The 23934-nt window shown below is 40.4% G+C and carries 21 protein-coding genes; all 21 read left to right on the forward strand.

The window, feature by feature from the left end; all coding sequences use genetic code 11:
• Positions 1-12: 12 nt before the first annotated feature.
• Positions 13-399, forward strand: a complete 387-nt coding sequence (locus tag TT13_RS03565) for a hypothetical protein (protein WP_027698721.1) — start codon at positions 13-15, stop codon at positions 397-399.
• A 387-nt stretch (positions 400-786) separates the two neighbouring features.
• A complete protein-coding gene (gene mraZ, locus TT13_RS03570; protein WP_027698722.1) occupies positions 787-1221 on the forward strand; it encodes a division/cell wall cluster transcriptional repressor MraZ in 435 nt (144 codons plus the stop codon).
• Positions 1222-1242: 21 nt separating this feature from the next.
• The gene (rsmH, locus tag TT13_RS03575) at positions 1243-2187 is read left to right on the forward strand and encodes a 16S rRNA (cytosine(1402)-N(4))-methyltransferase RsmH (RefSeq protein ID WP_027698723.1); all 945 of its coding nucleotides are present in this window, start codon (positions 1243-1245) and stop codon (positions 2185-2187) included.
• Positions 2188-2204: 17 nt separating this feature from the next.
• Positions 2205-2582, forward strand: a complete 378-nt coding sequence (gene ftsL / locus TT13_RS03580) for a cell division protein FtsL (protein WP_027698724.1) — start codon at positions 2205-2207, stop codon at positions 2580-2582.
• An 86-nt stretch (positions 2583-2668) separates the two neighbouring features.
• Positions 2669-4747, forward strand: coding sequence for a penicillin-binding transpeptidase domain-containing protein (locus TT13_RS03585; RefSeq protein WP_242868514.1), 2079 nt, complete (start codon positions 2669-2671; stop codon positions 4745-4747).
• A 22-nt stretch (positions 4748-4769) separates the two neighbouring features.
• Positions 4770-5756, forward strand: coding sequence for a phospho-N-acetylmuramoyl-pentapeptide-transferase (mraY, locus tag TT13_RS03590; protein WP_027698726.1), 987 nt, complete (start codon positions 4770-4772; stop codon positions 5754-5756).
• Between the two features lie 69 nt (positions 5757-5825).
• Positions 5826-7166 (forward strand): UDP-N-acetylmuramoyl-L-alanine--D-glutamate ligase, encoded by a 1341-nt coding sequence (gene murD, locus TT13_RS03595; RefSeq protein ID WP_027698727.1) that lies wholly within the window; start codon positions 5826-5828, stop codon positions 7164-7166.
• Between the two features lie 15 nt (positions 7167-7181).
• Positions 7182-8282 carry an undecaprenyldiphospho-muramoylpentapeptide beta-N-acetylglucosaminyltransferase gene (murG, locus tag TT13_RS03600; RefSeq protein WP_027698728.1) on the forward strand — a complete coding sequence of 367 codons (1101 nt, stop codon included), beginning with the start codon at positions 7182-7184 and terminating at the stop codon, positions 8280-8282.
• 15 nt (positions 8283-8297) lie between these two features.
• Positions 8298-9290, forward strand: coding sequence for a cell division protein FtsQ/DivIB (locus TT13_RS03605; RefSeq protein WP_027698729.1), 993 nt, complete (start codon positions 8298-8300; stop codon positions 9288-9290).
• A 145-nt stretch (positions 9291-9435) separates the two neighbouring features.
• Entirely contained in the window at positions 9436-10794 is a 1359-nt protein-coding gene (gene ftsA / locus TT13_RS03610) for a cell division protein FtsA (RefSeq protein ID WP_027698730.1), read from the forward strand.
• A gap of 34 nt (positions 10795-10828) precedes the next feature.
• Positions 10829-12085, forward strand: a complete 1257-nt coding sequence (gene ftsZ, locus TT13_RS03615; RefSeq protein ID WP_027698731.1) for a cell division protein FtsZ — start codon at positions 10829-10831, stop codon at positions 12083-12085.
• A gap of 11 nt (positions 12086-12096) precedes the next feature.
• Positions 12097-12558, forward strand: a complete 462-nt coding sequence (locus TT13_RS03620; RefSeq protein WP_027698732.1) for a cell division protein SepF — start codon at positions 12097-12099, stop codon at positions 12556-12558.
• 9 nt (positions 12559-12567) lie between these two features.
• Positions 12568-12828, forward strand: a complete 261-nt coding sequence (locus tag TT13_RS03625) for a YggT family protein (RefSeq protein WP_027698733.1) — start codon at positions 12568-12570, stop codon at positions 12826-12828.
• Positions 12829-12830: 2 nt separating this feature from the next.
• Positions 12831-13616: a YlmH family RNA-binding protein gene (locus TT13_RS03630; protein ID WP_027698734.1), complete on the forward strand. Its 786-nt coding sequence runs from the start codon at positions 12831-12833 to the stop codon at positions 13614-13616.
• Positions 13617-13627: 11 nt separating this feature from the next.
• Positions 13628-14254 carry a DivIVA domain-containing protein gene (locus TT13_RS03635; RefSeq protein ID WP_027698735.1) on the forward strand — a complete coding sequence of 209 codons (627 nt, stop codon included), beginning with the start codon at positions 13628-13630 and terminating at the stop codon, positions 14252-14254.
• Between the two features lie 295 nt (positions 14255-14549).
• Positions 14550-17345 carry an isoleucine--tRNA ligase gene (gene ileS / locus TT13_RS03640; protein WP_027698736.1) on the forward strand — a complete coding sequence of 932 codons (2796 nt, stop codon included), beginning with the start codon at positions 14550-14552 and terminating at the stop codon, positions 17343-17345.
• Between the two features lie 191 nt (positions 17346-17536).
• The gene (locus tag TT13_RS03645) at positions 17537-18199 is read left to right on the forward strand and encodes a histidine phosphatase family protein (protein ID WP_027698737.1); all 663 of its coding nucleotides are present in this window, start codon (positions 17537-17539) and stop codon (positions 18197-18199) included.
• A 12-nt stretch (positions 18200-18211) separates the two neighbouring features.
• On the forward strand, positions 18212-18871 hold the full coding sequence (locus TT13_RS03650) for a tetratricopeptide repeat protein (protein ID WP_027698738.1): 660 nt from the start codon (positions 18212-18214) through the stop codon (positions 18869-18871).
• Complete coding sequence (recD2, locus tag TT13_RS03655; RefSeq protein WP_242868515.1) at positions 18858-21365, forward strand: SF1B family DNA helicase RecD2; 2508 nt, start codon at positions 18858-18860, stop codon at positions 21363-21365. The genes TT13_RS03650 and recD2 overlap by 14 nt, the downstream gene beginning before the upstream one ends.
• 67 nt (positions 21366-21432) lie before the next feature.
• Positions 21433-22155, forward strand: coding sequence for a YebC/PmpR family DNA-binding transcriptional regulator (locus TT13_RS03660; protein WP_027698740.1), 723 nt, complete (start codon positions 21433-21435; stop codon positions 22153-22155).
• A 264-nt stretch (positions 22156-22419) separates the two neighbouring features.
• Positions 22420-23880 (forward strand): NCS2 family permease, encoded by a 1461-nt coding sequence (locus TT13_RS03665; protein ID WP_027698741.1) that lies wholly within the window; start codon positions 22420-22422, stop codon positions 23878-23880.
• Positions 23881-23934 lie beyond the last annotated feature (54 nt).

Raw genomic sequence — 23934 nt, forward strand, 5'->3', positions numbered from 1 at the left:
TGGAGCGTTATTATGAAACGGTTAAAAGAAGGGTTTGCCTGGCATTTTTGGATATGGCTACCAGTGTTAGCTTTTGTCTTACCATATTTGATTGATAAGACCCACTTGGTATCTAATAATTTCAAAATCATTGGGTTGATGTTCATCATCAATAGTATTTATAGTGCTTATACAGGTTTTTACTTAAGAGCACATGGAGCGTTTTGGTATCTCCTAGTTTTATGGCCCTTGGCTATTGCACTGGCGACTTGGCTAGGGTTGTTTGTAGTCCTTTATGGTTATTTCTTTGCCTTGCTATATTTGGTAATCAGTATTTTTACCTACACGCACGGACAAACGGATGATTTGGACTATAGTGACCAGATTCCAGTTGATGGTGGTTTCAAGGGTGATCGGTAGAGCGTTAAGTAGATAAAATAGCGACATTTGCAACAAAATAAAAGCGTCATTTTGGGTGTTACACTCCCGAAATGGCGTTTTTTTTAATTTATCTCCCACCAGGCCCCACTTTAGATGCAATGGTGAAAAAGACTGATATAATCGCATTTTTAAAGGGAACTTAAGAAGATATTAAGAAGGCTTAATAAATTTAAAAATAAAATTTGATGACCTTTGTTCCCGTTACACCAACATTTAGACGGAATTTTACTTGAATTAGCTTTGTTAAGGTGGTGGGGTGGGGTGGTTGATAGTGGGGGATTGTGGTAAATTAGAATAGTTAATTGATCCAAGGGATAACTTTATCGTTTTTTGAACTGATTTTGGAATGAAAGGGGATTATGGCCAATGTTTATGGGTACATTTCAACATACGCTTGATAGTAAAAATCGGCTAATAGTCCCAGCAAAATTCCGTAATCAACTTGGGGAGACGTTTGTAGTTACGAAATGGATGGAAAATTCTTTGCATGCTTTTACATTAGAAGGCTGGCAAGAATTTTCAACAAAATTAAATCAATTACCAAATACAAATAAAGATGCAAGACGGTTCCGTCGTTTTATCTATGCTGGTGCAGTTGAGGCCGAGTTTGATAAGCAAGGAAGAATTTCTTTGCCAGCTGATTTAAAAGAGTACGCAGGTATCACTAAAGATGTAACCCTATTTGGAAATGGGGACGACAGCTTTGAAATTTGGTCAGCTGAAACATGGACAGAATACAATGAACAAACAGCCGATGACTTTGATGACATTGCCAGCGGTTTGATGGATTTGGGCTTTTAGGAATGGAGACAAGTAGGATAGATGGCAGAATTTAATCACATAACCGTGCTTTTGAATGAGGCGATTGACTACTTAGCGGTTAAACCAGCGGGCATTTATGCCGATGGAACTTTGGGTGGTGGTGGCCATACAAAGTTACTGGCTAGTTTCCTTACTACTGGTAAAGTCTATGCTTTTGATCAAGATATACGAGCAATTAACTATAATAAAGAACATTTAGCCAGTGAACTTGCAGAAGACCGCGTTGAATTAGTGCAGGCTAATTTTCGCGATTTAAAAAGTGAGCTAGCCGAACATGGGGTAACTGAACTAGATGGAATGGTTTATGACCTCGGCGTTTCTTCGCCCCAATTTGATGATGGGCAGCGAGGTTTTTCTTACAATTATGATGCTAAATTGGATATGCGGATGGATCAGACCCAGGACCTTTCGGCTTGGGAAGTTGTCAATAATTGGAGCTTCAACGATCTAATGCGAATCTTATCGCGTTATGGTGAAGAAAAGTTTGCTAAGCAGATTGCACGGGCAATTGAAAGAGAGCGGGCAGTTCAACCAATTAATACGACCTTTGAATTAGTTGAAGTTATTAAGTCCGCAATTCCAATGGGGGCTCGGCGTACAGGTGGCCATCCGGCAAAGAAATCATTCCAAGCGATTCGAATTGCTGTAAATGATGAACTTGGTGCCGTAGAAGAGTCATTGGCACAAGCGTTGGAGTTACTAAAAGTTGGTGGGCGGATTAGTGTAATCACTTTCCATTCTTTAGAAGATCGATTAGTTAAAACAATGTTTAAAGAAAAGACATCACTGCCAGACTTACCAATTGGTTTGCCGGTAATTCCTGATGAGTTACAACCAGACTATCGGTTAGTTAGTCGTAAGCCGATTATGCCAAGTGAGACTGAACTGTTAAACAATCATCGTGCGCATTCAGCCAAGTTACGAGTTATCGAACGAATTAAATAGTGCAAGGAGAAGAAACGATGGAAGTTCCAGATTACAGCCGTGAGACAGCTGCACGGCAAGCTACTCAACCGAATAGAGCCCCTAGGGTTGCAAAACAGCCAGTACGACGCCAAGCGTTAAATGCAACTCCTTGGACTTTTCAAGATAAATTACCATATTATGTGGCAATTTTGGCCTTGGTAGCTGTCGCATTCTCAGTGATCACCGTGTCGAATAAAAGTGCCAATGCACAAAAAAACTTGACGCAAATAAATCAAAAAGTTACTAATACGCGAAATAACAATAACAATTTAAAACAAGACATTGCAACATTGACTAACACTGACCGCTTGACTCAGGTTGCCCAAGAGTCCGGCTTGTCAATGAATGTAAATAATGTGCGGAATGTACAGTAGTTATGTTTAAATTATTCAAAAGAAATATAACGCCGAGACAATCAAGGCAGCGAAGTTGGATGTCGGGATGGATTCTCCTGATACTCATGTTTGTTGTTGTTGGTTGGCTCGGCTTCGTTTTTGCTAGAACGGCTATTACTAAGGAAGCAGACGGGCAATCGCTTTCTAAAGATGCACAAAAGTTATATCAACAAGCTAATTATGTTCCTGCTAAGCGTGGAACTATTTATGATTCTGTTGGGAACGTGATAGCTGAAAATACAACGACCTATACAGTTGCGGTTGTAGTAAGTACGAAAAGTAGTGCGGTGAGCTCAGCCAGTAAGGGTGATTATTCACGAATTGCAAAAGCTTTAGCTAAGGAGCTAGGTAAAACACCAGAGTATTATGAAGGTTTCTTTAAAAATGTGACCAAGGATACTTACCAAGTTGAATTTGGTTCAGTCGGTTCAAACCTTTCTTCCGCACAATATGAAGCGCTAAAAGCAGATAAACTACCTGGTGTTACTTTCTCCACAGGAACTGATCGATTTTATCCAAATGGCGTTTTTGCTTCACACTTGATTGGCTTGGCTCAACCAAAGGTTGTTAATGGTAAAACAACTTTGCAGGGGACGATGGGCTTGGAAGCAGCATATAATAAACAATTAAGTGGTAAGGATGGTTCAACTTTAACGTCTTCTGATCCAACAATGAGGGCAACTAATAAAGCAGTTAAAAATGGTGATGACATCTATACAACACTAAATTCTACGCTACAAATGGCTTTAGAATCTAAGATGGATGAGTTGGATAAAAACGAAAAGCCTAAGTCAGCAATTGCCGTTGTTATGGATACAAAGACTGGAAACATCGTTGCAGTAAGTCAACGCCCTAGTTTTAATGCAACGACTGGTAAGGGGTTAGGTTCATATTGGACTAACTTACTGACTGAAGACCAGTTTGAGCCAGGTTCAGTTATGAAGGGGATTACTCTGGCAAGTGCTATCGCAACGAATAACTGGAATGCAAATGCAACTTATAAATCAGGTACTTTGGATATTGATGGCAAGCAAATTACTGATTGGAACAATGGTCAAGGTTGGGGTTATATTAGCTATGCTGATGGGTTAGCCTTGTCGTCTAATGTGGCTTTCTCACTTACAGAGCAAAAAATTGGTGGAGCTACATGGGGAAAGTATATCAAGGCTTTTAAATTCTTAAAGTCAACTAATTCCGGACTAGCTGGTGAGCAAAGTGGAAATTATGAGTTTAAGTATCCATTTGAACAAGCCAACACTGCCTTTGGACAAGGAATTTCGGTTACGCCAATTCAGATGTTGCAAGCATATTCAGCGATTGCGGGTAATGGTAATTTATTGAAACCCAATATTATTGAAAAAATTGTTGATCCTAATACTCATAAGGTTGTCTATCAAGCTAAGAAGACATCTGTTGGTAAGCCTATTTCAAATAGCGTTGCCAAGGAAACTCGTAAGCAATTAGAAACTGTTTTGTATTCAAAGCGCTCAATTTCATCTATGTTTGCCTTGCCAAATATTGTAACGGCCGGGAAAACGGGAACAGCACAAATTGCTACAAGTGCTGGTTATAGTCGTCCAGGGGATACTAGTAATGAAATTTTCTCTTGGATGGGAATGGCACCGGCTGATAATCCAAGGTACTTAATGTATATTGTGACTAAACAGCCACAAGAAAATGCAGCTAAGATTAACGACTATCAGGCTGATGTCTTTAAATCAGTTATGACACAAGCTTTGGCGATGTCAGAAAATGATAATAAAATTACGATCAGCGCCGATCAACAAAGAAAAGTTCCTACTACTAAGGGTGAAAGCGTTAGTCAGGCAGAACGCGATATTTCTGCTGCTAGTCTAAAGCCGATTGTAATGGGAACCGGTGATAAGGTAGCAACTCAAATGCCAGTTGGTGATACAGCAAGCTTACCTGGACAGCGAATTTTCTTGAATACAGGTACAGGGATTCAAGTACCTAATATGCAAGGTTGGTCAAAAAGTGATGCTCTTACCTGGGGAAAGCTAGCCAATGTTGATATTATTATTCATGGTGATGGTTTTGTGGCAACTCAGTCAGTTAATACGGGAACTAAGTTAACGGATGGCGTTAATAATATTTCATTAGAATTAAAAGAACCAACTAAGTAGGACGTGGAGGAAGTAACATATAATGATCTGGCTAATTGGGTTAGCGGTAGGGTTTGGGTTGACAGTGATTGTGACACCAGCCTTACGTGAATGGTTTAAAAAAATTAAAGTTGAACAACTAGTAATGCGTAAACAAGAACATGGTCCTGACCATGCAGCCAAAGCTGGAACACCTACAATGGGGGGCGCTGGCTTTATCGCAGTGGTTGTCGTTGCCTATCTAATCTTGGCTACAATTTTTAATCTGCATGATGCCACTGGTTGGGCAGTATTACTTGCGGTATTGGTTTACGCAATTGTTGGGGCTTTTGATGACAGTATTAAAATCTGGAATCATCGGGATGAAGGCTTCCGCTTCTTACCCAAATTAGCAGCTCAAATCTTTGCAGCTATCTTAGCTGTATTAGTTTTGGCTTTGGGCCATTTTGACTTTGTGCTTAATTTACCTTTCAACCTCGGCGCCTTACATGGTGTTGCAATTTATACAATTTTTACCATCTTTTGGTTGGTTGGTTGGTCAAATGCGACTAATTTAACAGATGGTCTTGATGGTTTAGCTTCAGGAACGGCAGTAATTGCATATATTGCTTATGCGGTAATTGCCTTTCAGCAAGGAAACAATACGTTGATTCTTTTCAACACACTAATGATTGGTGCACTTTTAGCATTTTTGATTTTTAATCGCTACCCAGCTTCAATCTTTATGGGTGATACTGGATCATTAGCATTGGGTGCCGGTTTGGCTATGAACTCATTGGTCTTGCATGTTGAATGGTCATTATTACTAATTGGTTTTGTCTTTATGATTGAAACTTTAACGGTGATGATTCAAATTGGTAGTTTTCGTTTAACTGGTCGACGGGTGTTCTTAATGACACCAATTCACCATAGTTTTGAAAAGGGTGGACTATTTGGTAACCCAGCTCATCCTTGGTCAGAATGGAAAGTCGACAGTCTGTTTTGGACGGTTGGTTTATTAGCAACCATCATTTTCTTTAGTCTACACTAAAGAGTTAATAGCCCTGCTGGCCATTTTGGGTCAGCAGATACATAATTTTATTTTAAAAGGAGTAGAAACATGACAAAGCGCGTATTAGTAGTGGGATTTGCTAGATCTGGGGCAGCAGTAGCAAGATTACTGGTGAAAGAAGGCGCAGCGGTTACTGTTTCGGACCCTAAGTTAAATCTTGATGATTCAAAGGTACAAGCATTGCAAGCTTTAGGCGTTACCTTTACTCAAGCACAGGATGTTGATTTATTAGCAGATACGGATATGATTGTCAAAAATCCAGGGATTCCTTATCAAATTCCAATTTTGCAGGCAGCTTTGGCAAAACAGTTACCAATTTATACTGAAGTGGCCTTAGCACAACGTTATATGCAAGGTGAGTGGATAGCCCTAACTGGCTCAAATGGTAAGACAACATCCGTTGAAATGATTAATGCTGTCCTACAACAAACGGCTAATAATGATCACCGAGTGATTGTCGCTGGTAATATTGGTACGCCAGTTAGTGAAGTAGTCGAGCAAGTTAGAGCAACTGATACTTTAGTAACTGAATTATCATCGTTCCAATTGATGGGCATGCCAACGGCTAAACCACATATTGCAGTAATTACTAATATTTTTGCGTCACACTTGGACTATCATGGTAGCCGCGAAAATTATATTAAAGCAAAAATGGGAATTACCCGTAATCAAACAAAAAAAGATTATCTGGTGCTAAACGTTGATCGAGCAGAGTGGGTTGCTTTAGGTGAGCAAACTAAGGCGCAAGTGATTCCTTTTTCTCGGTTAGGTTTAGATCATAGTGGTGCTTATCAAGCGAATGGTAAGTTATATTTTGCAGATGAATATATTATGGATGCAAAAGATTTGGCTGTTCCAGGACAACATAATATTGAAAATGCCCTTGTTGCGATTGCAGTAGGAAAGTTATCCAAGGTCAAGTCAGAGCGGATTGCATCAGCACTCAAAGCCTTTACCGGTGTAGAACATCGTTTGCAGCTGGTAGGCGACATTGCCGGTCGGACTGTCTATAATGATTCAAAAGCCACTGATATTGAGGCGACTGAGATGGCACTAAGTGGCTTTAAGAAGCCGGTAGTTCTACTGGCTGGTGGTTTAGACCGGGGGGATGACCAGATGCGGCTCTTAGCAGCGGTAAAGGAACATGTCAAAGCTTTAGTGGTTTTTGGACAAACAGCTGACAAATTGGTTGCAATGGCTAAAACACTTGACTTACCGGTAATTAAGACTAAAGACGTTGTGACAGCAGTTGAGCCAGCATTCACTTTGGCACAGCCTGGTGAGATAATTTTGTTGTCGCCAGCAGCTGCTTCATGGGATCAATATCCTAATTTTGAAACACGTGGTAATTTATTTATGGATGCTGTCCACAATTATAAGGATAATTAGAAAAGGTGATTTAAAATGCGTATTATTATTTCTGGTGGTGGTACAGGTGGTCATATTTACCCGGCTTTGGCAACTTTAAACAAATTACGAGCATTAAAACCAGACACTGCAGTGTTATATATTGGAAGTGAGCGGGGGCTTGAGGGTAAAATAGTCCCTGAAGCTGGTTATGACTTTGCTAGTGTCAAAGTACAAGGCTTTAAGAGGTCTTTGTCTCCGGATAACTTCAAAACCGTTTACTTATTTTTGAAGGCTGTTCACGAATCTGAGCGCTTAATTCGCAAGTTTAAACCAGACGTGGTTGTTGGTACCGGTGGTTATGTGAGTGGACCAGTTGTTTATGCAGCACAACGTTTGGGGATTCCGACGGTTATCCATGAACAGAATTCTGTGATTGGTGTGACGAACCGTTTTCTAGCACGGAAGATTACAAAGGTTGGGGTTGCTTTCCCAGCGGCTTTGGCCGCCTTTAAGCCCAATTTGGCAACAGTTGTTGGTAATCCCCGAGCGCAAGAAGTGGTGGAAACCAATGGGAAATATGACTGGCAAGGTCTTGGCTTGAAAGCTGGACAACCAACAGTGCTTATTTTTGGTGGTTCGCAAGGCGCTCTAAAGCTGAATCATGCAATGGTTGATGCAATAAAGGTATTCAATCGTAGTAAATATCAAGTTATTTTTGTAACTGGAGCAAAACGTTATGCTGAGGTGAACGAAGAAATAACAAGCAAAGGGATTAACGTAGCTGATAACATTGCAGTTGTTCCTTATATTAACAACATGCCGCAGTTGATGCCACAAGTTGATTTAATTGTTGGGCGTGCTGGGGCAACTAGTATAGCTGAGCAAACAGCTTTGGGTAAGCCAATGGTTCTAATACCAAGTCCTTATGTGACAAACGATCATCAGACCAAAAATGCACAGGCCTTAGTTGACGTTGGCGCTGCTAGTCTAATCACTGAGGCTAACTTAACTGGTGGACATCTGTTTGATGTCATCAATGATTTAATGCAGGACGCAGATAAGCGTCAGGCAATGGCTGGAGCTGCTAAAAAAATTGGTGTTCCAAATGCGGCTGATTTATTTGTGAATTTAATTGAGAGTGTGATTAAAGAATAAGGCGGGGAGCTAGGCATGGCCGAAAAAGAACAAAATACTAATCAGCCAAGTAAACCTAGTTCGGCGGAATTGGCAGCTAGGTTAGCGCAATTAGTTGATGAAGAAGCAGAATCAGAAAAAGCATCGACTCAACAAGTTGATCGTAAGAAGACTGAAGTAGTTGAAGAGCAAGCTAAGAACTTAGTAACAGATAAAAAGCAGGTAACTAACAGGACCAACCACTCAACAAAAGTGGCTAAGCAAGGAGGTTCTAAATTTAAAATTCCGTTTAGACGGCCTGAATTTAAGCTTCCTGACCGGCCAAGACAGTTATTATTAGGTCATGAAAAGCAGGCCCTAACTTGTTTAACTGGGTTAGTTGCCTTAGCGATTCTATGGGGGTTCTTTTTTTCACCGGCAAGTCAAGTGCAAAGTTATCAAGTAAATGGTTTACAAGATATGACTAAAGCAGAGGCATTGCAGGCGGCTGGCCTAAAGACACCACAATCGGCTTGGTTACTATTTTTTGAACGAAGCTACTTTAGTCAGACGGCTAAAAAGAATAATGCCCAAATTAAGGATTATCAAATCAGCTTTAAAAGTTTAAACAAGGTTGAGATAGACGTAAAAGAGAATGTTAAAGTTGGTTATATTCAAAATAACAACAAATATTATGGTTTATTGGCTGATGGGACCAAGTTACAAAAGGCTAAGGACAATATGCCAAGTACCGGTTTGCCACTTTATGAAAATTTCAAGTCCGAAGATCAATTAAAGGCAGTTTTGAAGCAATTTGGTCAACTTAAACCCGCTTTACGACATTCGGTTTCAGAAATTATCTGGTCACCAAATGATCAAAATAATCAACGCTTGTTGATATTCATGCAGGATGGTAATGAAGTGCTGGCAAATGCAGACGATTTTGCAAGTAAGTTTAAGTATTATCCAGCGATGGCTGCACAATTAAATACAAATGGTACGATTGATTTACAGCAGGGGGCCTTTGCAACACCGTATGGTGGTCAATAAAAATAGAGAAAACCTGTTAATACTGGAACAATTAGCATAAATTATGGTATTATTTTAACAAATTGTTGATTCAATTTTGATGTTTTTAAATGAAGTTGTTTTATAGATAAAATTAGAATAAAAAATATAGTAAAGGGGGAGAATTATGGCCAATCACGGTTTAATCGTTGGCTTAGATGTCGGTACAAATACTGTTAAAACTTTAGCAGCTGATGTACGTGACCAACAAGTTAATGTCTTGGCAGTTGGCCGTTCCGTCTCACACGGCGTGAAAAAGGGTCTTGTTATTGATATTGAATCGACAGCAAAAGATATTCAATTAGCAATGGCACAGGTCAATGAACAAAGTGGTCGAACTGTAACGGATGTGATCGCTAGTATTCCCGCCAATAATATTCAAATTCAAAATGTTAGTGGATTAGTAACGGTTAAAGATAGTCAACATATTACGTACGATGATGTTGCAAATGTAGTACGTGATGCAATGATGGTTGATTTATCAACCGATCGACAAGTTGTTGACATTGTTTTAAATGAATTTTCAGTTGATGATTTTGATGGTATTCAAGATCCTAATGATATGGTTGGCATGCGCTTGGCAGTGAAGGCAACTATTTATACAGCGCCACGTCAAGTGCTTGGAAACTTAAAGACGGCGATTGAACATGCTGGTTTGCGAGTTCGCGATTTTGTATTAGCTCCTTTGGCTGATATGACAACGATTTTAAGCGAGGCTGAGCAAGGCTTCGGTACGGTAATTATAGACATGGGAGCCGGTCAAACGACGGCCACAGTGGTGCAAGACCGCCAGTTACGATTTGTAACAGTTTTCCCGGCTGGAGCTGAGCATATTTCTAAAGATATCAGTGTGGTTTTGAATATTGCTCAACATGAAGCAGAAATGCTTAAATTAGACGCTGGTAATGCTAACCCCAATGCGGTAGGTAATAATTCCTTAGTGATTAATCCGCTTGGTGCTGATGCACCACAAGAAATTACTGAAAAATATTTAGCTGAAATTATTACAGCACGAGTTGAGCAAATCATTGGTAAATTGGGTGAAAAGTTAAAGTTGGTATCAGCTTTTGACCTCGCTGGTGGTGTCATTTTAATTGGTGGTGGAGCCGCTCTACCTGGTATTCAAGATATGGTGCGCACAATGTATGGAACTAAAGTCGGGGTTTTCATTCCAGAAGATCTTGGCCTGCGCCATCCAGGTTTTGCACGCTCTTGGGCTTTAATTCAACATGCAGCGCAACAATCCACGGTACAATTAGCGATTAAGCAAGCTTTGTATAATTTACCGGTGCAAACCTTGCGGGCAAACGCTGTTGTTAAAGTTCCTGATATGGCGTCAACCGAAGCCAAGGCAATCCAAGCTACTCCAGTTGAAGAAGTGATGGACTTTACACAAGAAGCACCCCAAAATAATGCAAACAAACAGACGACAAATGCAAGTAAAACCAGTAAGGTTTCTAACTGGTTTGGCCGTTTTTTTGACTAATAATCTAAGAAAAAAGAATTAAGAGGAGCTCGTTATGGATTTCCAAATCGACAATAACCAACAATATGGGGCGACAATCAAAGTCATCGGTGTCGGTGGCGGTGGTGGTAATGCTGTCAATGAAATGGTCAATGAAGGTGTTGGCGGAGTTGAATTTATCGTTGCTAATACTGATGCCCAGGCTTTAGAACGTTCACAAGCTGAACACAAAATTCAAATTGGAACCAAAGCAACTCGTGGACTAGGTGCTGGAGCTCGCCCAGAAGTTGGCGAAAGTGCTGCTAGCGAAAGTGAGCAAGAAATTGCAGAAGCCCTTAAGGGAGCTGACATGGTCTTCGTGACAGCTGGTATGGGTGGTGGAACTGGTACCGGGGCTGCGCCTGTTGTCGCAAGAATTGCTAAAGATCTAGGTGCTTTAACAATTGGTGTGGTAACTCGACCATTCTCTTTTGAGGGACCTCGTCGTGGTACAGCTGCTGCTGAGGGCTTGGCTAAGCTTAAAGATAATGTCGATACTTTAATTGTGATTGCCAACAATAACTTGTTACAAGTTGTTGATAAAAAAGCACCAATCTTAGAGGCCTTTAAAATGGTTGATAACGTCTTGAAGAATGGTGTTGCGGGAATTTCTGATTTGATTACAAATCCAGGATTAATTAATTTGGATTTTGCCGATGTTAAAACGGTTATGGCCGATCAAGGAACTGCCTTGATGGGAATTGGTGTTGACGAAGGCGAAAACCGTGCCGCTGAAGCAACTCGTAAGGCAATTGCTTCTCCATTGCTTGAAGCAAAGATTGAGGGTGCGCAAAACGTTTTGCTTTCAATCAAGGGTGGTATGGACATGTCATTGTTTGAAGCCCAAGAAGCAGCTGATGCGGTTACAGCTGCAGCTGGTAATGACGTCAACATTATTTTTGGAACAACGATGGATGCTGACATGAAGGGACTTCAAGTAACAGTAATTGCTACAGGTATTGATCGACCTGTGACAGCTCGTCCAGAATTACAAGTCGGTAATCAAAGTGCAGTTAGCCCTTTTGAGCAAACTGTACAACAACCAGTAGAAAGTAAACCAGTGGCAACAAAGCCAACGGATCCTTTTGCTGATTGGAATGTTGTAAATACTCCGGCTGTTGATGCAACACCAACAGCTAATAATGATGCCTTTAATGGCGGACAGACAACCCAGCAGGCAGTGCCACAAAGTGATACGGCTGTTGACTCGGCAGCTGAATCAGAAATCGAGCGACCTGCTTTCTTTTCATGGAAAAACCGTGGCGATAAGTAAGGAGACCGAAAATGGCATTTAGTTTTAAAAATTTATTTGGTGTTGATGAGTACTACGAAGAAAATGAAAACCAATCTGAGGAATTTGTTGACGAAGGTACAAGTACTGATAACAACACAAATCCAAACGTTGCAAACGCTAGTGCTACACGGCCAGCTGCTTCGCGACGGCCGAATGTATTAAACATGGATGGTCAAAGAGAAGCGGCTTCAAAGATTGCTTTATATGAACCACGAATTTTTTCAGATGCTAAGGCGATTGTGCAACAAGTACTTGCTGGTGAAGCAGTAATTGTTAATTTTGCTTCAATTGATGAAACACAAGCACGTCGGATTATCGACTTTATGTCAGGGGCAGCTGAGGCTGTTGAGGGTGATGTGACACGGATTGGTGAGCGGATTTTCCTATTTACACCAAAGAGTTTTAAAATATCTGGGGCAGTATCACAAAACTTAACGCAACAATTTAGTTAGGATTTAATTATGATATACATTCTGCAAGGACTGATGCTGGTATTACGCGCTTTTGAATTTATTATTTTGATTTGGGCGCTAATGTCTTGGCTGCCTGGTGCACAGCGCTCACGCTTTGGCCAATTATTGGGACGGCTTGCTGGCTTAATAATTGATCCGATTCGGCGGGTGATGCCGAGAACTGGGATGCTGGATTTCTCTCCCTTAATTGGTATTATTTTATTACAATTAGCGCAGATGGGTATTCAGATGATTAGTCAAGGATTTTAAAAATGAATGAAAATGTTTATCAACATTTTCGCCCAAACGAACGCAACTATATTGAAGTTGTGCAGGGACAAATTCGACAGGTTTTAGATGAATATCGACCAGTATTAACGAATTTTCTAAATCCCCGTGAGCGATATATTTTGGAAACTTTAGTTAATCCCTACGATGAACTAAAGTTATTACATAATGGCGGAAATGCAGACCCAGAGATGGCGCGTAGTTTGATTTACCCTAGTTATTATCAACCTACAATTGGTGATTTTGAGCTAGCGGCCTTTGAAATTAATTATCCAAGCAAATTTGCTGAACTACACCATAGTACAATCATGGGTGCTTTGTTACATAATGGTTTGGAACGAAGTGCATTTGGTGATATTATCGGTAGTGAGGATGGTACTTGGCAATTTGTAACAACCAAAGTGATGGCAGATTATCTGCTCAATACGATGGAGTATATTGGTAAAACAAAGGTACGGTTTAACCAGATTGCTTTACAAGATTTACGCTCAGCTGGTGATGATTGGGTAACCGCCGAAACTACAGTATCCTCTTTAAGATTGGATAACGTTGTTGCAAATGGTTATAATATTTCTAGGACCCACGCGAAGGAATTAGTTGAAGCTGGACAGGTTCGCGTTAATTGGACGGAAATTTTACGACCAGATTTTGTTTTAGCAGTCAATGATATGCTTTCGGTCCGTAGATTTGGCCGGCTTAAGTTGGTTGCGGAGAATGGCTTAACGAAAAAAGATAAATGGCGGATAACTTTATCGGTCATTACGAAATAAGGAGTAGAACAATGGCATTAACACCACAAGAGATTCACGCTAAAGAATTTACAACTCGTTCCAATAAATGGTACGACCGTATGGAAGTCAATGAATTTTTGGACCAAGTTGTCACAGATTATGATAGTTTGATGCAAGAAAATGCAATGTTGAAGACTAAGTTGGCTGATGCTGATGCAGCATCATCTCAGGTTGAAGAGATGAAGCAATCGGTTAATTCATCAATTTTGATTGCTCAAGAGGCAGCTGACCGTTTGAAGAAGCAAACTGAAGCTGAATCAGAGGCAACTTTGCAACAAGCGCAAGCTGAAGCACAGCGGATTGTTATGGAAGCTAATACCAAGGCTAATGCATTGATTAGTGATAGCCAACGCAAGAATGAAGGTTTGGTTTTGCAACATGATGCCCTAGAAAAGGACATGACAACTTTCAAGTCAAAGCTTGAAGGTATGTTGCAAGCACAAATTGACTTACTAAAGACTGACGAGTGGGCTGCATTTACTAAGGCTGCAAAGCCACTTGCTCAAGCAAAGCCAGCTGTACAAAGTCAACCTTCGACTGTACCAAGTTCAGCTGCAACACCTGTTGAATCGTCAGTAGAAACAGTCGTTGTTTTCCCAACGGATGAACAAAAATAAAAAATTACTTGAACTTGGTAGCCAAGTTGAGTATGATAATGTTTAATCTCTTAACCAAGTGAAATCTATATTCTTTATAGCGAGCTGGAGAATGGTGCAAGTCCAGCAAAGTACCGTAGATTTTTTATCAGTAAGAGGCTAAGTTAAATACGCAATGAGGCGGTTTTTTAACCGTGAACTCGGGTGGTACCACGTTTTAAACGAACGTCCCGCGCTAGCATTAGCTGGCGCGGGACTTTTTATTTAAAAACTATTATTGGATAAATCGTGACTTTTAAGCAGAAAGGTAAGATCGATGAAATTAAAAGAGACATTGAACCTCGGTAAGACTAAGTTCCCAATGCGGGGAAACCTACCACAAACTGAGGCCCAGCGTGAAGAAATTTGGTTTGAAAATAAAGTTTATGAACAACGTCAGAAGCTAAATGAAGGTAAGCCGTCATTTATGCTTCATGATGGACCTCCATATGCAAATGGAAATATCCATATTGGGCACGCTTTAAACAAGATTTCTAAAGATATTATTGTAAGATATAAGTCAATGAACGGCTTCTATGCACCTTATGTGCCAGGTTGGGATACTCACGGATTGCCAATCGAGCAACAACTAACTAAAGCCGGTAAGGACCGTAAGAAGGTTGGACCAATTATCTGGCGGAAAATGGCTGAAGAATTTGCACGTAAGCAAGTTAATATTCAGATGACTGACTTTAAACGTTTAGGTGTGTCAGCTGATTGGGACCACCCATATTTGACCCTTTTGCCAGAATTTGAAGCTGCTCAATTGCGGGTCTTTGGTAAGATGGCCGGTAAAAATTTGATTTATCGTGGTAAAAAACCAGTCTTTTGGTCTTGGTCATCAGAATCTGCCCTTGCAATGGCTGAAATTGAATATCACGATGTAACTGCACAAACTGCATTTTATGGTGAGCAGGTCAAGGATGGTAAGGGTCTTTTAGATGAAGATACTTATTTCGTAGTCTGGACTACCACACCTTGGACAATTCCAGCTTCACGCGGTATTTCAGTTAATGCTGATTTTACTTATGCAGTTGTCCAACCAAATGATTCAACTAAGAAATATGTAATCGCTAAAGCATTACTAGAAACTGATGCAGCCAAGTTTGGTTGGACCGACTATACAGTGCAAGCTGAGTTGAAAGGTAGTCAACTTGAATACATGACAGCAAAACATCCCTTCATGGATGTTGAACTACTAGTTATGACTGGTGATCATGTAACTCTTGATGCTGGTACTGGGTTAGTGCATACTGCACCAGGCTTTGGTGAAGATGATTATATCATTGGTCAACGCTATGGTTTGGAAGTAGCTGTACCAGTTGATGATCAAGGAAAAATGACTGCTGAGGCAGGCGCAGATTTCGAAGGCTTGCTATACTCAGATGCAGATGCAGTATCTTTGAAAAAGTTGGCCGAAGCCGGCGTGTTACTAAAGGAAGAAGATCTCCTACACTCATATCCATTTGATTGGCGGACTAAAAAGCCAGTTATCTTTAGGGCAGTTCCACAATGGTTTGCATCAATTGAGACATTCCGACAAGATATTTTGGACCAATTAGACAAGGTTGAATTCCAACCAGAGTGGGGTAAAAAGCGTCTATACAATATGATTCGTGACCGTGGTGATTGGGTAATCTCTCGTCAACGGGTCTGGGGTGTTCCACTACCAATCTTCTACGCCGAAGATGGTACAGCCATTGTCGATGAAGCCGTGATTGATCATGTTGCTGACCTAGTTGCCGAGCATGGCTCAAATATCTGGTTTGAGAAGGAAGCAAAGGAACTTTTGCCAGCTGGTTATCAAAATGAACATTCACCACATGGAAATTTCACTAAAGAAATGGACATTATGGATGTTTGGTTTGATTCAGGTAGTTCGCATCAAGGTGTAATGAATGCGCGCGAGAATCTAAAGTTCCCAGCGGACCTTGTTTTGGAAGGCTCAGATCAATACCGTGGTTGGTTTAACTCATCATTGATTACTTCTGTTGCGGTAACTGGTCAAGCACCATATAAGAAGATTTTGTCACAAGGGTTCACCTTAGATGGTAACGGCGATAAAATGTCAAAGTCTTTGGGTAATACAATTTCACCTAATGAAGTTGTTAAAGCGATGGGTGCAGAAATCATTCGTCTATGGGTAACGACCGTTGATTCTTCAGCTGATATGAAAGTATCAATGGAAATTCTTAAGACTGTTTCTGATTCTTACCGTAAGATTCGTAATACAATGCGCTTCTTGCTAGCAAACACGGCCGATTTCGTACCAGCAAATGATACGGTTGATTATGCTGATTTGCAGGCGGTTGATCAATATTTCTATGCTCGTTTCAACGAGTTTGTTGGTGAGATGAAAACCTCCTATGATGCCTTTGATTTCCAAGCGCTCTATAAGCTTTTGATTAACTTTATTAATGTTGATTTGTCAGCATTTTATTTGGACTTTACTAAGGACATTTTATATGTTGAGGCGCCTAATAGTCAGGCTCGTCGTTCTGTTCAAACGGTACTATACAAGATTTTGGCTGATTTAAAACAACTAATTTTGCCAATCTTGCCACATACAGCTGAAGAGATTCATGAGTATATGGATAATGAAACTAGTGATTTTGCTTATCTAGCTGAAATGCCGCAAGTGCTTGATTTACCTGATGCAACGAATTTAATTGCTAAGTGGCAACGCTTTATGACACTCCGTGATGCGGCAAATAAGGCGCTAGAAGTAGCTCGTGATGATAAGCTGATTGGTAAGCCAGCTGAAGCAGCTTTGACCGTTTATCTAACTGACGAGCAGGCTGATTTATTAGATTCATTGGGTCAAGATTTGCGTGTAATCTTGATGGTATCACAATTACATTTGAAGAAGATAAGCGAAGCAGCTGATGATGTTGCAACTTATGATGATTACAAAATCTCAGTAGCTAAAGCTGCCGGTGAAGTTTCACCACGTGATCGGATGTATCATACAGATTTGGGTGCGGATAGTGATTTTCCAATGTTGTCAGCGCATGAAGCTGCAATCATTCGTGAAAACTACCCAGCCGCATTAGAAGAAGGCTTAGAGTTTTAAGCTTAACAAAACTAATTAAAGGTCAAAAAATAGTAAACACGTTTACTGAGATTGTTGGCTTTTTGAAGTGATGAGCCCCTAGGGTTGGAGAGTATTCTCTGACTCTAGGGGTTTACTTCATTATTTAGTTAGTTTTTTAGTAGCTAAGAAGTTGTTATAATGAATAGCAGTTACTAGAAATGGAGCAAAAAATGACGACTTTATATTTTATTCGCCATGGTAAGACTGTCTGGAATGATGAAGGCCGTTTTCAAGGAGCAAGTGGTGACTCACCCTTGCTAAAAGAGTCAATGGTTCAAATTGAGCTATTAGGTCAACATTTGGCAGATTTGGATTTTGACCATGCTTTTACAAGCCCAATTAAAAGAGCTAAAACAACCGCTGAATTAACAATTAAAGAGTTAAAACGTCCACCGCTACTAACAGAGTTACCTGGACTAATTGAGTTTGGTATGGGTGTTTGGGAAGGTATGGCCTTTACAGATGTAAAAGCAGAATGGCCAGCAATGTATGATGCTTATCGACACCATCCAGAAAAGTTTGATTCAAGCTTAGTTCAAGGGTCTGAAAGTTTTGCACAAGTTGAAGCACGGTTTGTTAAGGCAGTTCAAGCTGTCGTGGCAGAGTATGGCGGACCGGATAAGACGCTCATCTTCTTTAGCCATGGTATGGTTTTGACGGCTGGCATGGGCGCCTTATTAAAGATTCCTTTGACAGAAATCAGAGCACGTGGGGGCTTGGGGAATACAAGTACATCAGTTTTAACGACTGACGATGGGGAGAATTTTGCCGAACTAGTCCGCAATGATACTTCATATTTGGGAATTAAAGCGGATGCCTCCAATACGATTTAAGGGAGAAAGAATATGACACCAGCAGAAGCTGCACAAAATGATATTAAAAGTTTGGTCAGTAAGATTGAATCCAAGCCAGATGATTGGCGCGCTTACATTGATTTAGTTAATGTTTTAATGATTACTGAGAATTACACAGAAGCTGAGGAACTAGCATTAAAGAGTTTAGGACTTTTTGATAAAATTCAAGCAGCACGACCACATCTTTTCTATGCGTTAGGTAATGTTTACTATTCTGCTGGCGAGTATGCACTAGCTAATCAATACTTTAATCAAATTAATGATGACAAGTTGAAGCATGATGCAACGATGATGCAGGCCCAAGGTTGGTATGCACAAAATAAGTACCAACAAGCTTTAGTATTTGCGCTAACCGGAGTTGAACAAGACGCAACGGATGTTTCAGCCCAAATTCTTTTGGGTAATATTTGGTTAGCTTTGCAAAATAGTTGGGAAGCCCAGGAAGCTTTTGATGCGGCAATCAAAGTTGAGCCAGATAATTTTGACGCTAATTTTGCCCGTGGTGTGGTAGCAGTTGTTAAGGGTGATGACGAGAATGCTTGGCTTTTGAAGGCTAAGCAGCTAGATCCTACAAAGTTTCAGGCGCAGGCAAAACGGCTTGATGAAATCACCCAGCTGTTGGCGGGGCAAGTTGATAATGAGCATGAATGAAGAGACTGATTTATTTTTTGATGAGGATGCAAGTAGTACAGAAGCGCCCTTTATTGCTGGTCAAGTGCAGACGATTATGTTTGCAGCACAAGACAGTTTCTATAAAGTTTTGCGGGTGCAGGTAACCGATCAAAATATTGATTATGAAGAAGAAGAGATTGTTGTGACAGGCTCTTTTGGTGATATTCAATTGGGTGCTGGTTATCAATTTACCGGCCGGGTGACTAATCATGCACGCTATGGCATTCAATTTACAGCTAGTAATTATACTAAGCAGAGTCCATCAACATCCTCTGGCCTAGTAAATTATCTGGCAGGAGAGCATTTTAAAGGCATCGGTAAAGCAACTGCTAGTAAGATTGTTGATGCCTTAGGGGTTGAAGCCATTAATTTAATTTTGGCCGATGAACATGTTTTAGATGACTTAGATTTATCAAGTAAAACTAAGGCCAGTTTGGTTGAACAATTAGCAAAGACGGATGGTATGGAGCGGGCGATTATTGCCCTTAATGATTATGGCTTTGGGTCGGCTTTAGCGAATCAAATTTATCAAAAGTACCAAAACCAAACTTTGGCTGTTTTAAAAGAAAATCCTTATCAATTAATCTTTGATATTGAAGGCGTTTCCTTTACCCGAATTGACCAATTGGCTCAACAGCAAGGTATGGATCCACTTGATGGGCGCCGGATTCAAGCTGGGACGGTTGCAGCTTTGAATGAGGTGACCTTTGGGGCTGGCGATAGCTATGTTGAAGTGGATGAGTTGCTTTCAGCAGTGCAAAGACTCTTAGAACGTAGCCAAAATACTGCAATTAACCAGGCTTTGATTGAACGGGCAATCCTATCTTTAACCACGGATGGAATTATCATTGCGGAAGATAACCGACTTTATATGCAGACAATCTATAATGCTGAGGTTGCAATTGCGGAAAAAATGGTGACTTTAACCAAACGTAAATTTGGGGCTTTTAAGCGAGCTGATGTTTTGCATGAGCTTAAGCAGATTGAAGAAGAGAATGATTTTGCTTATGATGAAGCGCAAGAAGACGCAATTGTTGCGGCTCTAACGGCGAATCTTTTCATCTTAACTGGTGGGCCAGGAACGGGTAAGACCACGATTGTAAATGGGATTGTCAAAGTTTACCGACGGTTATTACAAAAAGAGGGCTTAAAGACTGATGAGCTTGATCAAGCAATTGCCCTAGCTGCGCCAACTGGGCGGGCTGCTAAACGTTTATCCGAAGCAACAAAGATGCCGGCATCGACGATTCACCGGCTTTTAGGAATTACCGGGCGGGAAAATAATGCCGATTTAGAACTAGAAAGTTTAAGCAGTCGATTGTTAGTTGTAGATGAAATGTCCATGGTCGATACAGAGTTGTTTGCACTACTCTTATCGGCGCTACCAGCTGGTATGCAGATTATTTTAGTTGGTGATAAGGATCAGCTACCATCAGTTGGCCCTGGTCGTGTTTTCTTTGATCTGTTAGCAACAGGGTTGTTAAATTACCGTGAGTTAGAATTAATTCATCGACAAGCACAAGGTTCAACGATTATTGAGCTTGCTTCTGCCGTTAAGTCAGGGCAGTTGCCGGCTGATTTCACGGCTCAACGAGCTGACCGATCCTTTTTCAGAGCAACGATGCAAACAGTACCAAAACTAGTTGCAAAAGTTGCTGAATCATGGCGCGATAAAGGCAATTCGGTCGCTGATATGCAGATTTTAGCGCCGATGTATAAGTCATCTGCCGGGGTGCATAATTTAAATCAAATTGCGCAAGATATTTTTAATCCGGTAACGCCTAAAAAGCGTGAAATTAAGTTAAAATATGGTGATTTAAGTTTTGCCTTCCGTGTGGGTGATAAAGTAATGCAGACAGCTAATGACCCAGAACATAATGTTTTCAATGGGGATATTGGCTATATTGCTAGTATTTTATATGCAAAGGACCCAGTTAATACCGACAAGGTTGATATGATAACGGTTGATTTTGATGCCGGTGAAGTTACTTATGTGCGCCAAGATTTTAACCAATTAACTTTAGCTTATGCAACAACTATTCATAAGGCGCAAGGAGCAGAATTTAAATTAGTAATTTTACCTTTGGTGAATTATTTTAGTCGGATGCTCCAACGCAATTTACTTTATACCGGTTTGACTAGAGCATCATCATCTTTAGTGTTAATTGGTGAGGAGGCTGCTTTCATACGAGCCACAACTAATGAAGGAATTAACCGGAAAACGACCTTACAAGAACGAATAAAGCAGGTGCAGGCGGGCAAACCACTTTTGGGTAAAGCCGAGAGTAATATAGCTAAACCGCAAGTAGCTAAGGAGCGTCAAGCAGAGGCAATTGAGGAAAATACAGCAGAACAAAAGATCGTAACACCTGATTTGAGTGAGCATTATTTAACAAAGGTTTTAATTGATGCAGAGCAAATTGACCCCAATATTGGTATGAGCGATTTAAGTCCCGCTAGTTTTGCGAATTAATTTGTCAAAGCTAAATTAAATATGCTAAAATAAAGCGTTATAATTCGATTGAAAAGGGGTTTCTGACATGTCAGGACACAGTAAGTGGCATAATATTCAAGGACGTAAAAACGCCCAAGATGCAAAGCGTGGAAAGATTTTCCAAAAGTTATCACGTGATTTGTATACAGTAGCAAAGTCTGGTGGTGCAGATCCAGATTCAAACGCAGCTTTGCGTTTGGTTTTGGATAAGGCAAAGGCTGCCAACATGCCAAAAGACAACATCCAACGTGCTTTGAACAAGGCAACTGGTGTTGGTGGCGCAAACTATCAAGAGTTTACTTATGAAGGTTATGGACCAGCTGGTGTCGGTGTTGTCGTAGAAGTTTTGACAGACAATACAAACCGTACAGCTGCCGCCGTCCGTTCTGCTTTCAAGCACTTCGGCGGTGAGCTTGGAACTACTGGCTCAGTGGCGTTCCAATTTGACCGTAAAGGTTATATGGAAATTGATCGGCCAGAAGATTCTGATTTCGATGAAGATGAAGTTATGATGGCTGCGTTAGAGGCCGGTGCTGATGACGTTAAGGCCTTTGATGACCAATTTGAAATCTATACAGATCCAAAAGAGTTCCCTGCAGTCCGTAAGGCTTTGGAAGAAGCTGGCTATGAATTGCAAAATGATGAAGTAACTTTGGTTGCTCAAAATCCACTTGAAGTACCAGAAGATAAGCAAGAGTCACTTGCCCGCCTAGTTGATGAACTAGAAGAGCATGATGATGTGCAAGCGGTCTTTACAACTGCTGAGTAGTGGCAATTAAATAAAAAGCTCAGGTATTAGCCTGAGCTTTTTATTTTGGAAATATGAATGGATTTTAAAAAATCTTGACATCTACTATAGATAGGCATATTGTTAGTAGAACAAATTCATATTGAGTCGTTAACGTGTTTTGCCACAGACTCGGAAAAAGGGAATCCCATTTGGGCTTGCTAGTGTCTTTTAGCATAGGTGGATTCTTTTATATTTTCAGTCGTGGCAGAATATGTCACGACTGATTTTTTTAGGAGATCAATTGTGTTAGAGCATTTTTTCAAGTTGTCTGAAAATAAGACAAACGTTCGAACTGAAGTGATTGCGGGAATTACAACTTTCGTAGCAATGGCTTATATTATTTTTCTGAATCCGGCAGTTTTGTCATTGACGGGTATGCCTAGCCAAGGTGTATTTTTAGCGACAATCTTGACTGCAGTGACTGGTACTTTGATTACAGGTTTGTTTGCAAATCTACCATATGCTTTAGCACCTTCTTTGGGGATGCAAGCGATGTTTACCTATACCATTGTTTTTGGAATGGGTTTCACTTGGCGACAGGCGTTAGGCATGGTTTTCTTGGTCGGCTTTGTTGATGTAATCATAACTTTGACTAAGGTTCGAGCAATGATTGTTAAGGGGATTCCAGATCAGTTGAAGCATGCGATTGCCGCTGGAATTGGTTTGTTTATTTCTTATATTGGGTTAAACAATGCTGGCTTTTTAAACTTCAATATTGATGCTAGCAACATCCTATCAATTAATAATGTTGCTTTCCATGGCCAGAAAATTCACGATTCAATTAGTAGTGTCGTTTCAGGTTCTGGAACAACGCCAATGATTGCAGTCTTTAATACTCCAGGAGTGCTATTGGCATTAATTGGGTTAATCATTCTAGTTTTGCTAGTTATTACTAATGTACCGGGTGCATTTATTATTTCCGTGATTGTGACGACTTTAATTGGTATCCCAATGGGTGTGACAAATACACACATTGAAGGTCTAGCAGCTTTTGGAACAACATTTAAAGACTTCGGGTCAATTTTCGGGCAAGCATTGGGAAGTCAAGGGCTTTGGTCAATGTTTGATAGTCCAACGCATATCTTAGTCGTGATTCTAACGGTCTTCTCAATGGGCTTGTCTGGTTTGTTTGATGCAATTGGTACTTTTATTGGTACTGGATTATCAACTGGCATTTTTTCAGCAGCCGACCAAAAGGAGTTTTATGAAGGTAAAGGCTTTAAGTCAAAAATGGATCGAGGCCTTGTTGCGGATACCTTTGCAACGATGTTTGCTGGAATTTTTGGTACCTCTAATACAACGACTTTTATCGAAGCAGCTTCTGGGATTAAGGCTGGTGGTCGAACTGGTTTGACTTCTGTAGTGGTAGCATTTGGTTTCATAATTTCAATTATCTTTGCACCTTTTGTTAATGTGATTCCAGGAGCTGCAACAGCACCAATCTTGGTGGTTGTTGGAATTATGATGATGAATGAATTTAAACTAATTGATTGGAACGATATTGAGATTGCGGTGCCAGCATTCTTTACGGCTGCATTCATGGCTTTCTCATACTCAATTTCTTATGGAATTGCGGCCGGTTTCATTTTCTACATCTTGGTCAAGGCAGTCCGACGTAAGTTTAATGAGATTAGCCCAATTTTGTGGGTAATTACAGCCTTGTTCTTACTTAATTTTATTGTTTTAGCTTTGAATACAAAGTAAGACAAAATTTGTGTGACTTCGTGATAAAACTAAAAAGTACCAGCAAAATTTTTG

The organism is Weissella oryzae SG25, assembly GCF_000691805.2.
Lineage (GTDB): Bacteria > Bacillota > Bacilli > Lactobacillales > Lactobacillaceae > Weissella > Weissella oryzae.

Coding starts and splice junctions, on each gene's coding strand:
- TT13_RS03565 (WP_027698721.1), top strand. CDS start 13: ATGAAACGGTTAAAAGAAGGGTTTGCCTGGCATTTTTGGATATGGCTA.
- mraZ (WP_027698722.1), top strand. CDS start 787: ATGTTTATGGGTACATTTCAACATACGCTTGATAGTAAAAATCGGCTA.
- rsmH (WP_027698723.1), top strand. CDS start 1,243: ATGGCAGAATTTAATCACATAACCGTGCTTTTGAATGAGGCGATTGAC.
- ftsL (WP_027698724.1), top strand. CDS start 2,205: ATGGAAGTTCCAGATTACAGCCGTGAGACAGCTGCACGGCAAGCTACT.
- TT13_RS03585 (WP_242868514.1), top strand. CDS start 2,669: ATGTTTGTTGTTGTTGGTTGGCTCGGCTTCGTTTTTGCTAGAACGGCT.
- mraY (WP_027698726.1), top strand. CDS start 4,770: ATGATCTGGCTAATTGGGTTAGCGGTAGGGTTTGGGTTGACAGTGATT.
- murD (WP_027698727.1), top strand. CDS start 5,826: ATGACAAAGCGCGTATTAGTAGTGGGATTTGCTAGATCTGGGGCAGCA.
- murG (WP_027698728.1), top strand. CDS start 7,182: ATGCGTATTATTATTTCTGGTGGTGGTACAGGTGGTCATATTTACCCG.
- TT13_RS03605 (WP_027698729.1), top strand. CDS start 8,298: ATGGCCGAAAAAGAACAAAATACTAATCAGCCAAGTAAACCTAGTTCG.
- ftsA (WP_027698730.1), top strand. CDS start 9,436: ATGGCCAATCACGGTTTAATCGTTGGCTTAGATGTCGGTACAAATACT.
- ftsZ (WP_027698731.1), top strand. CDS start 10,829: ATGGATTTCCAAATCGACAATAACCAACAATATGGGGCGACAATCAAA.
- TT13_RS03620 (WP_027698732.1), top strand. CDS start 12,097: ATGGCATTTAGTTTTAAAAATTTATTTGGTGTTGATGAGTACTACGAA.
- TT13_RS03625 (WP_027698733.1), top strand. CDS start 12,568: ATGATATACATTCTGCAAGGACTGATGCTGGTATTACGCGCTTTTGAA.
- TT13_RS03630 (WP_027698734.1), top strand. CDS start 12,831: ATGAATGAAAATGTTTATCAACATTTTCGCCCAAACGAACGCAACTAT.
- TT13_RS03635 (WP_027698735.1), top strand. CDS start 13,628: ATGGCATTAACACCACAAGAGATTCACGCTAAAGAATTTACAACTCGT.
- ileS (WP_027698736.1), top strand. CDS start 14,550: ATGAAATTAAAAGAGACATTGAACCTCGGTAAGACTAAGTTCCCAATG.
- TT13_RS03645 (WP_027698737.1), top strand. CDS start 17,537: ATGACGACTTTATATTTTATTCGCCATGGTAAGACTGTCTGGAATGAT.
- TT13_RS03650 (WP_027698738.1), top strand. CDS start 18,212: ATGACACCAGCAGAAGCTGCACAAAATGATATTAAAAGTTTGGTCAGT.
- recD2 (WP_242868515.1), top strand. CDS start 18,858: ATGAGCATGAATGAAGAGACTGATTTATTTTTTGATGAGGATGCAAGT.
- TT13_RS03660 (WP_027698740.1), top strand. CDS start 21,433: ATGTCAGGACACAGTAAGTGGCATAATATTCAAGGACGTAAAAACGCC.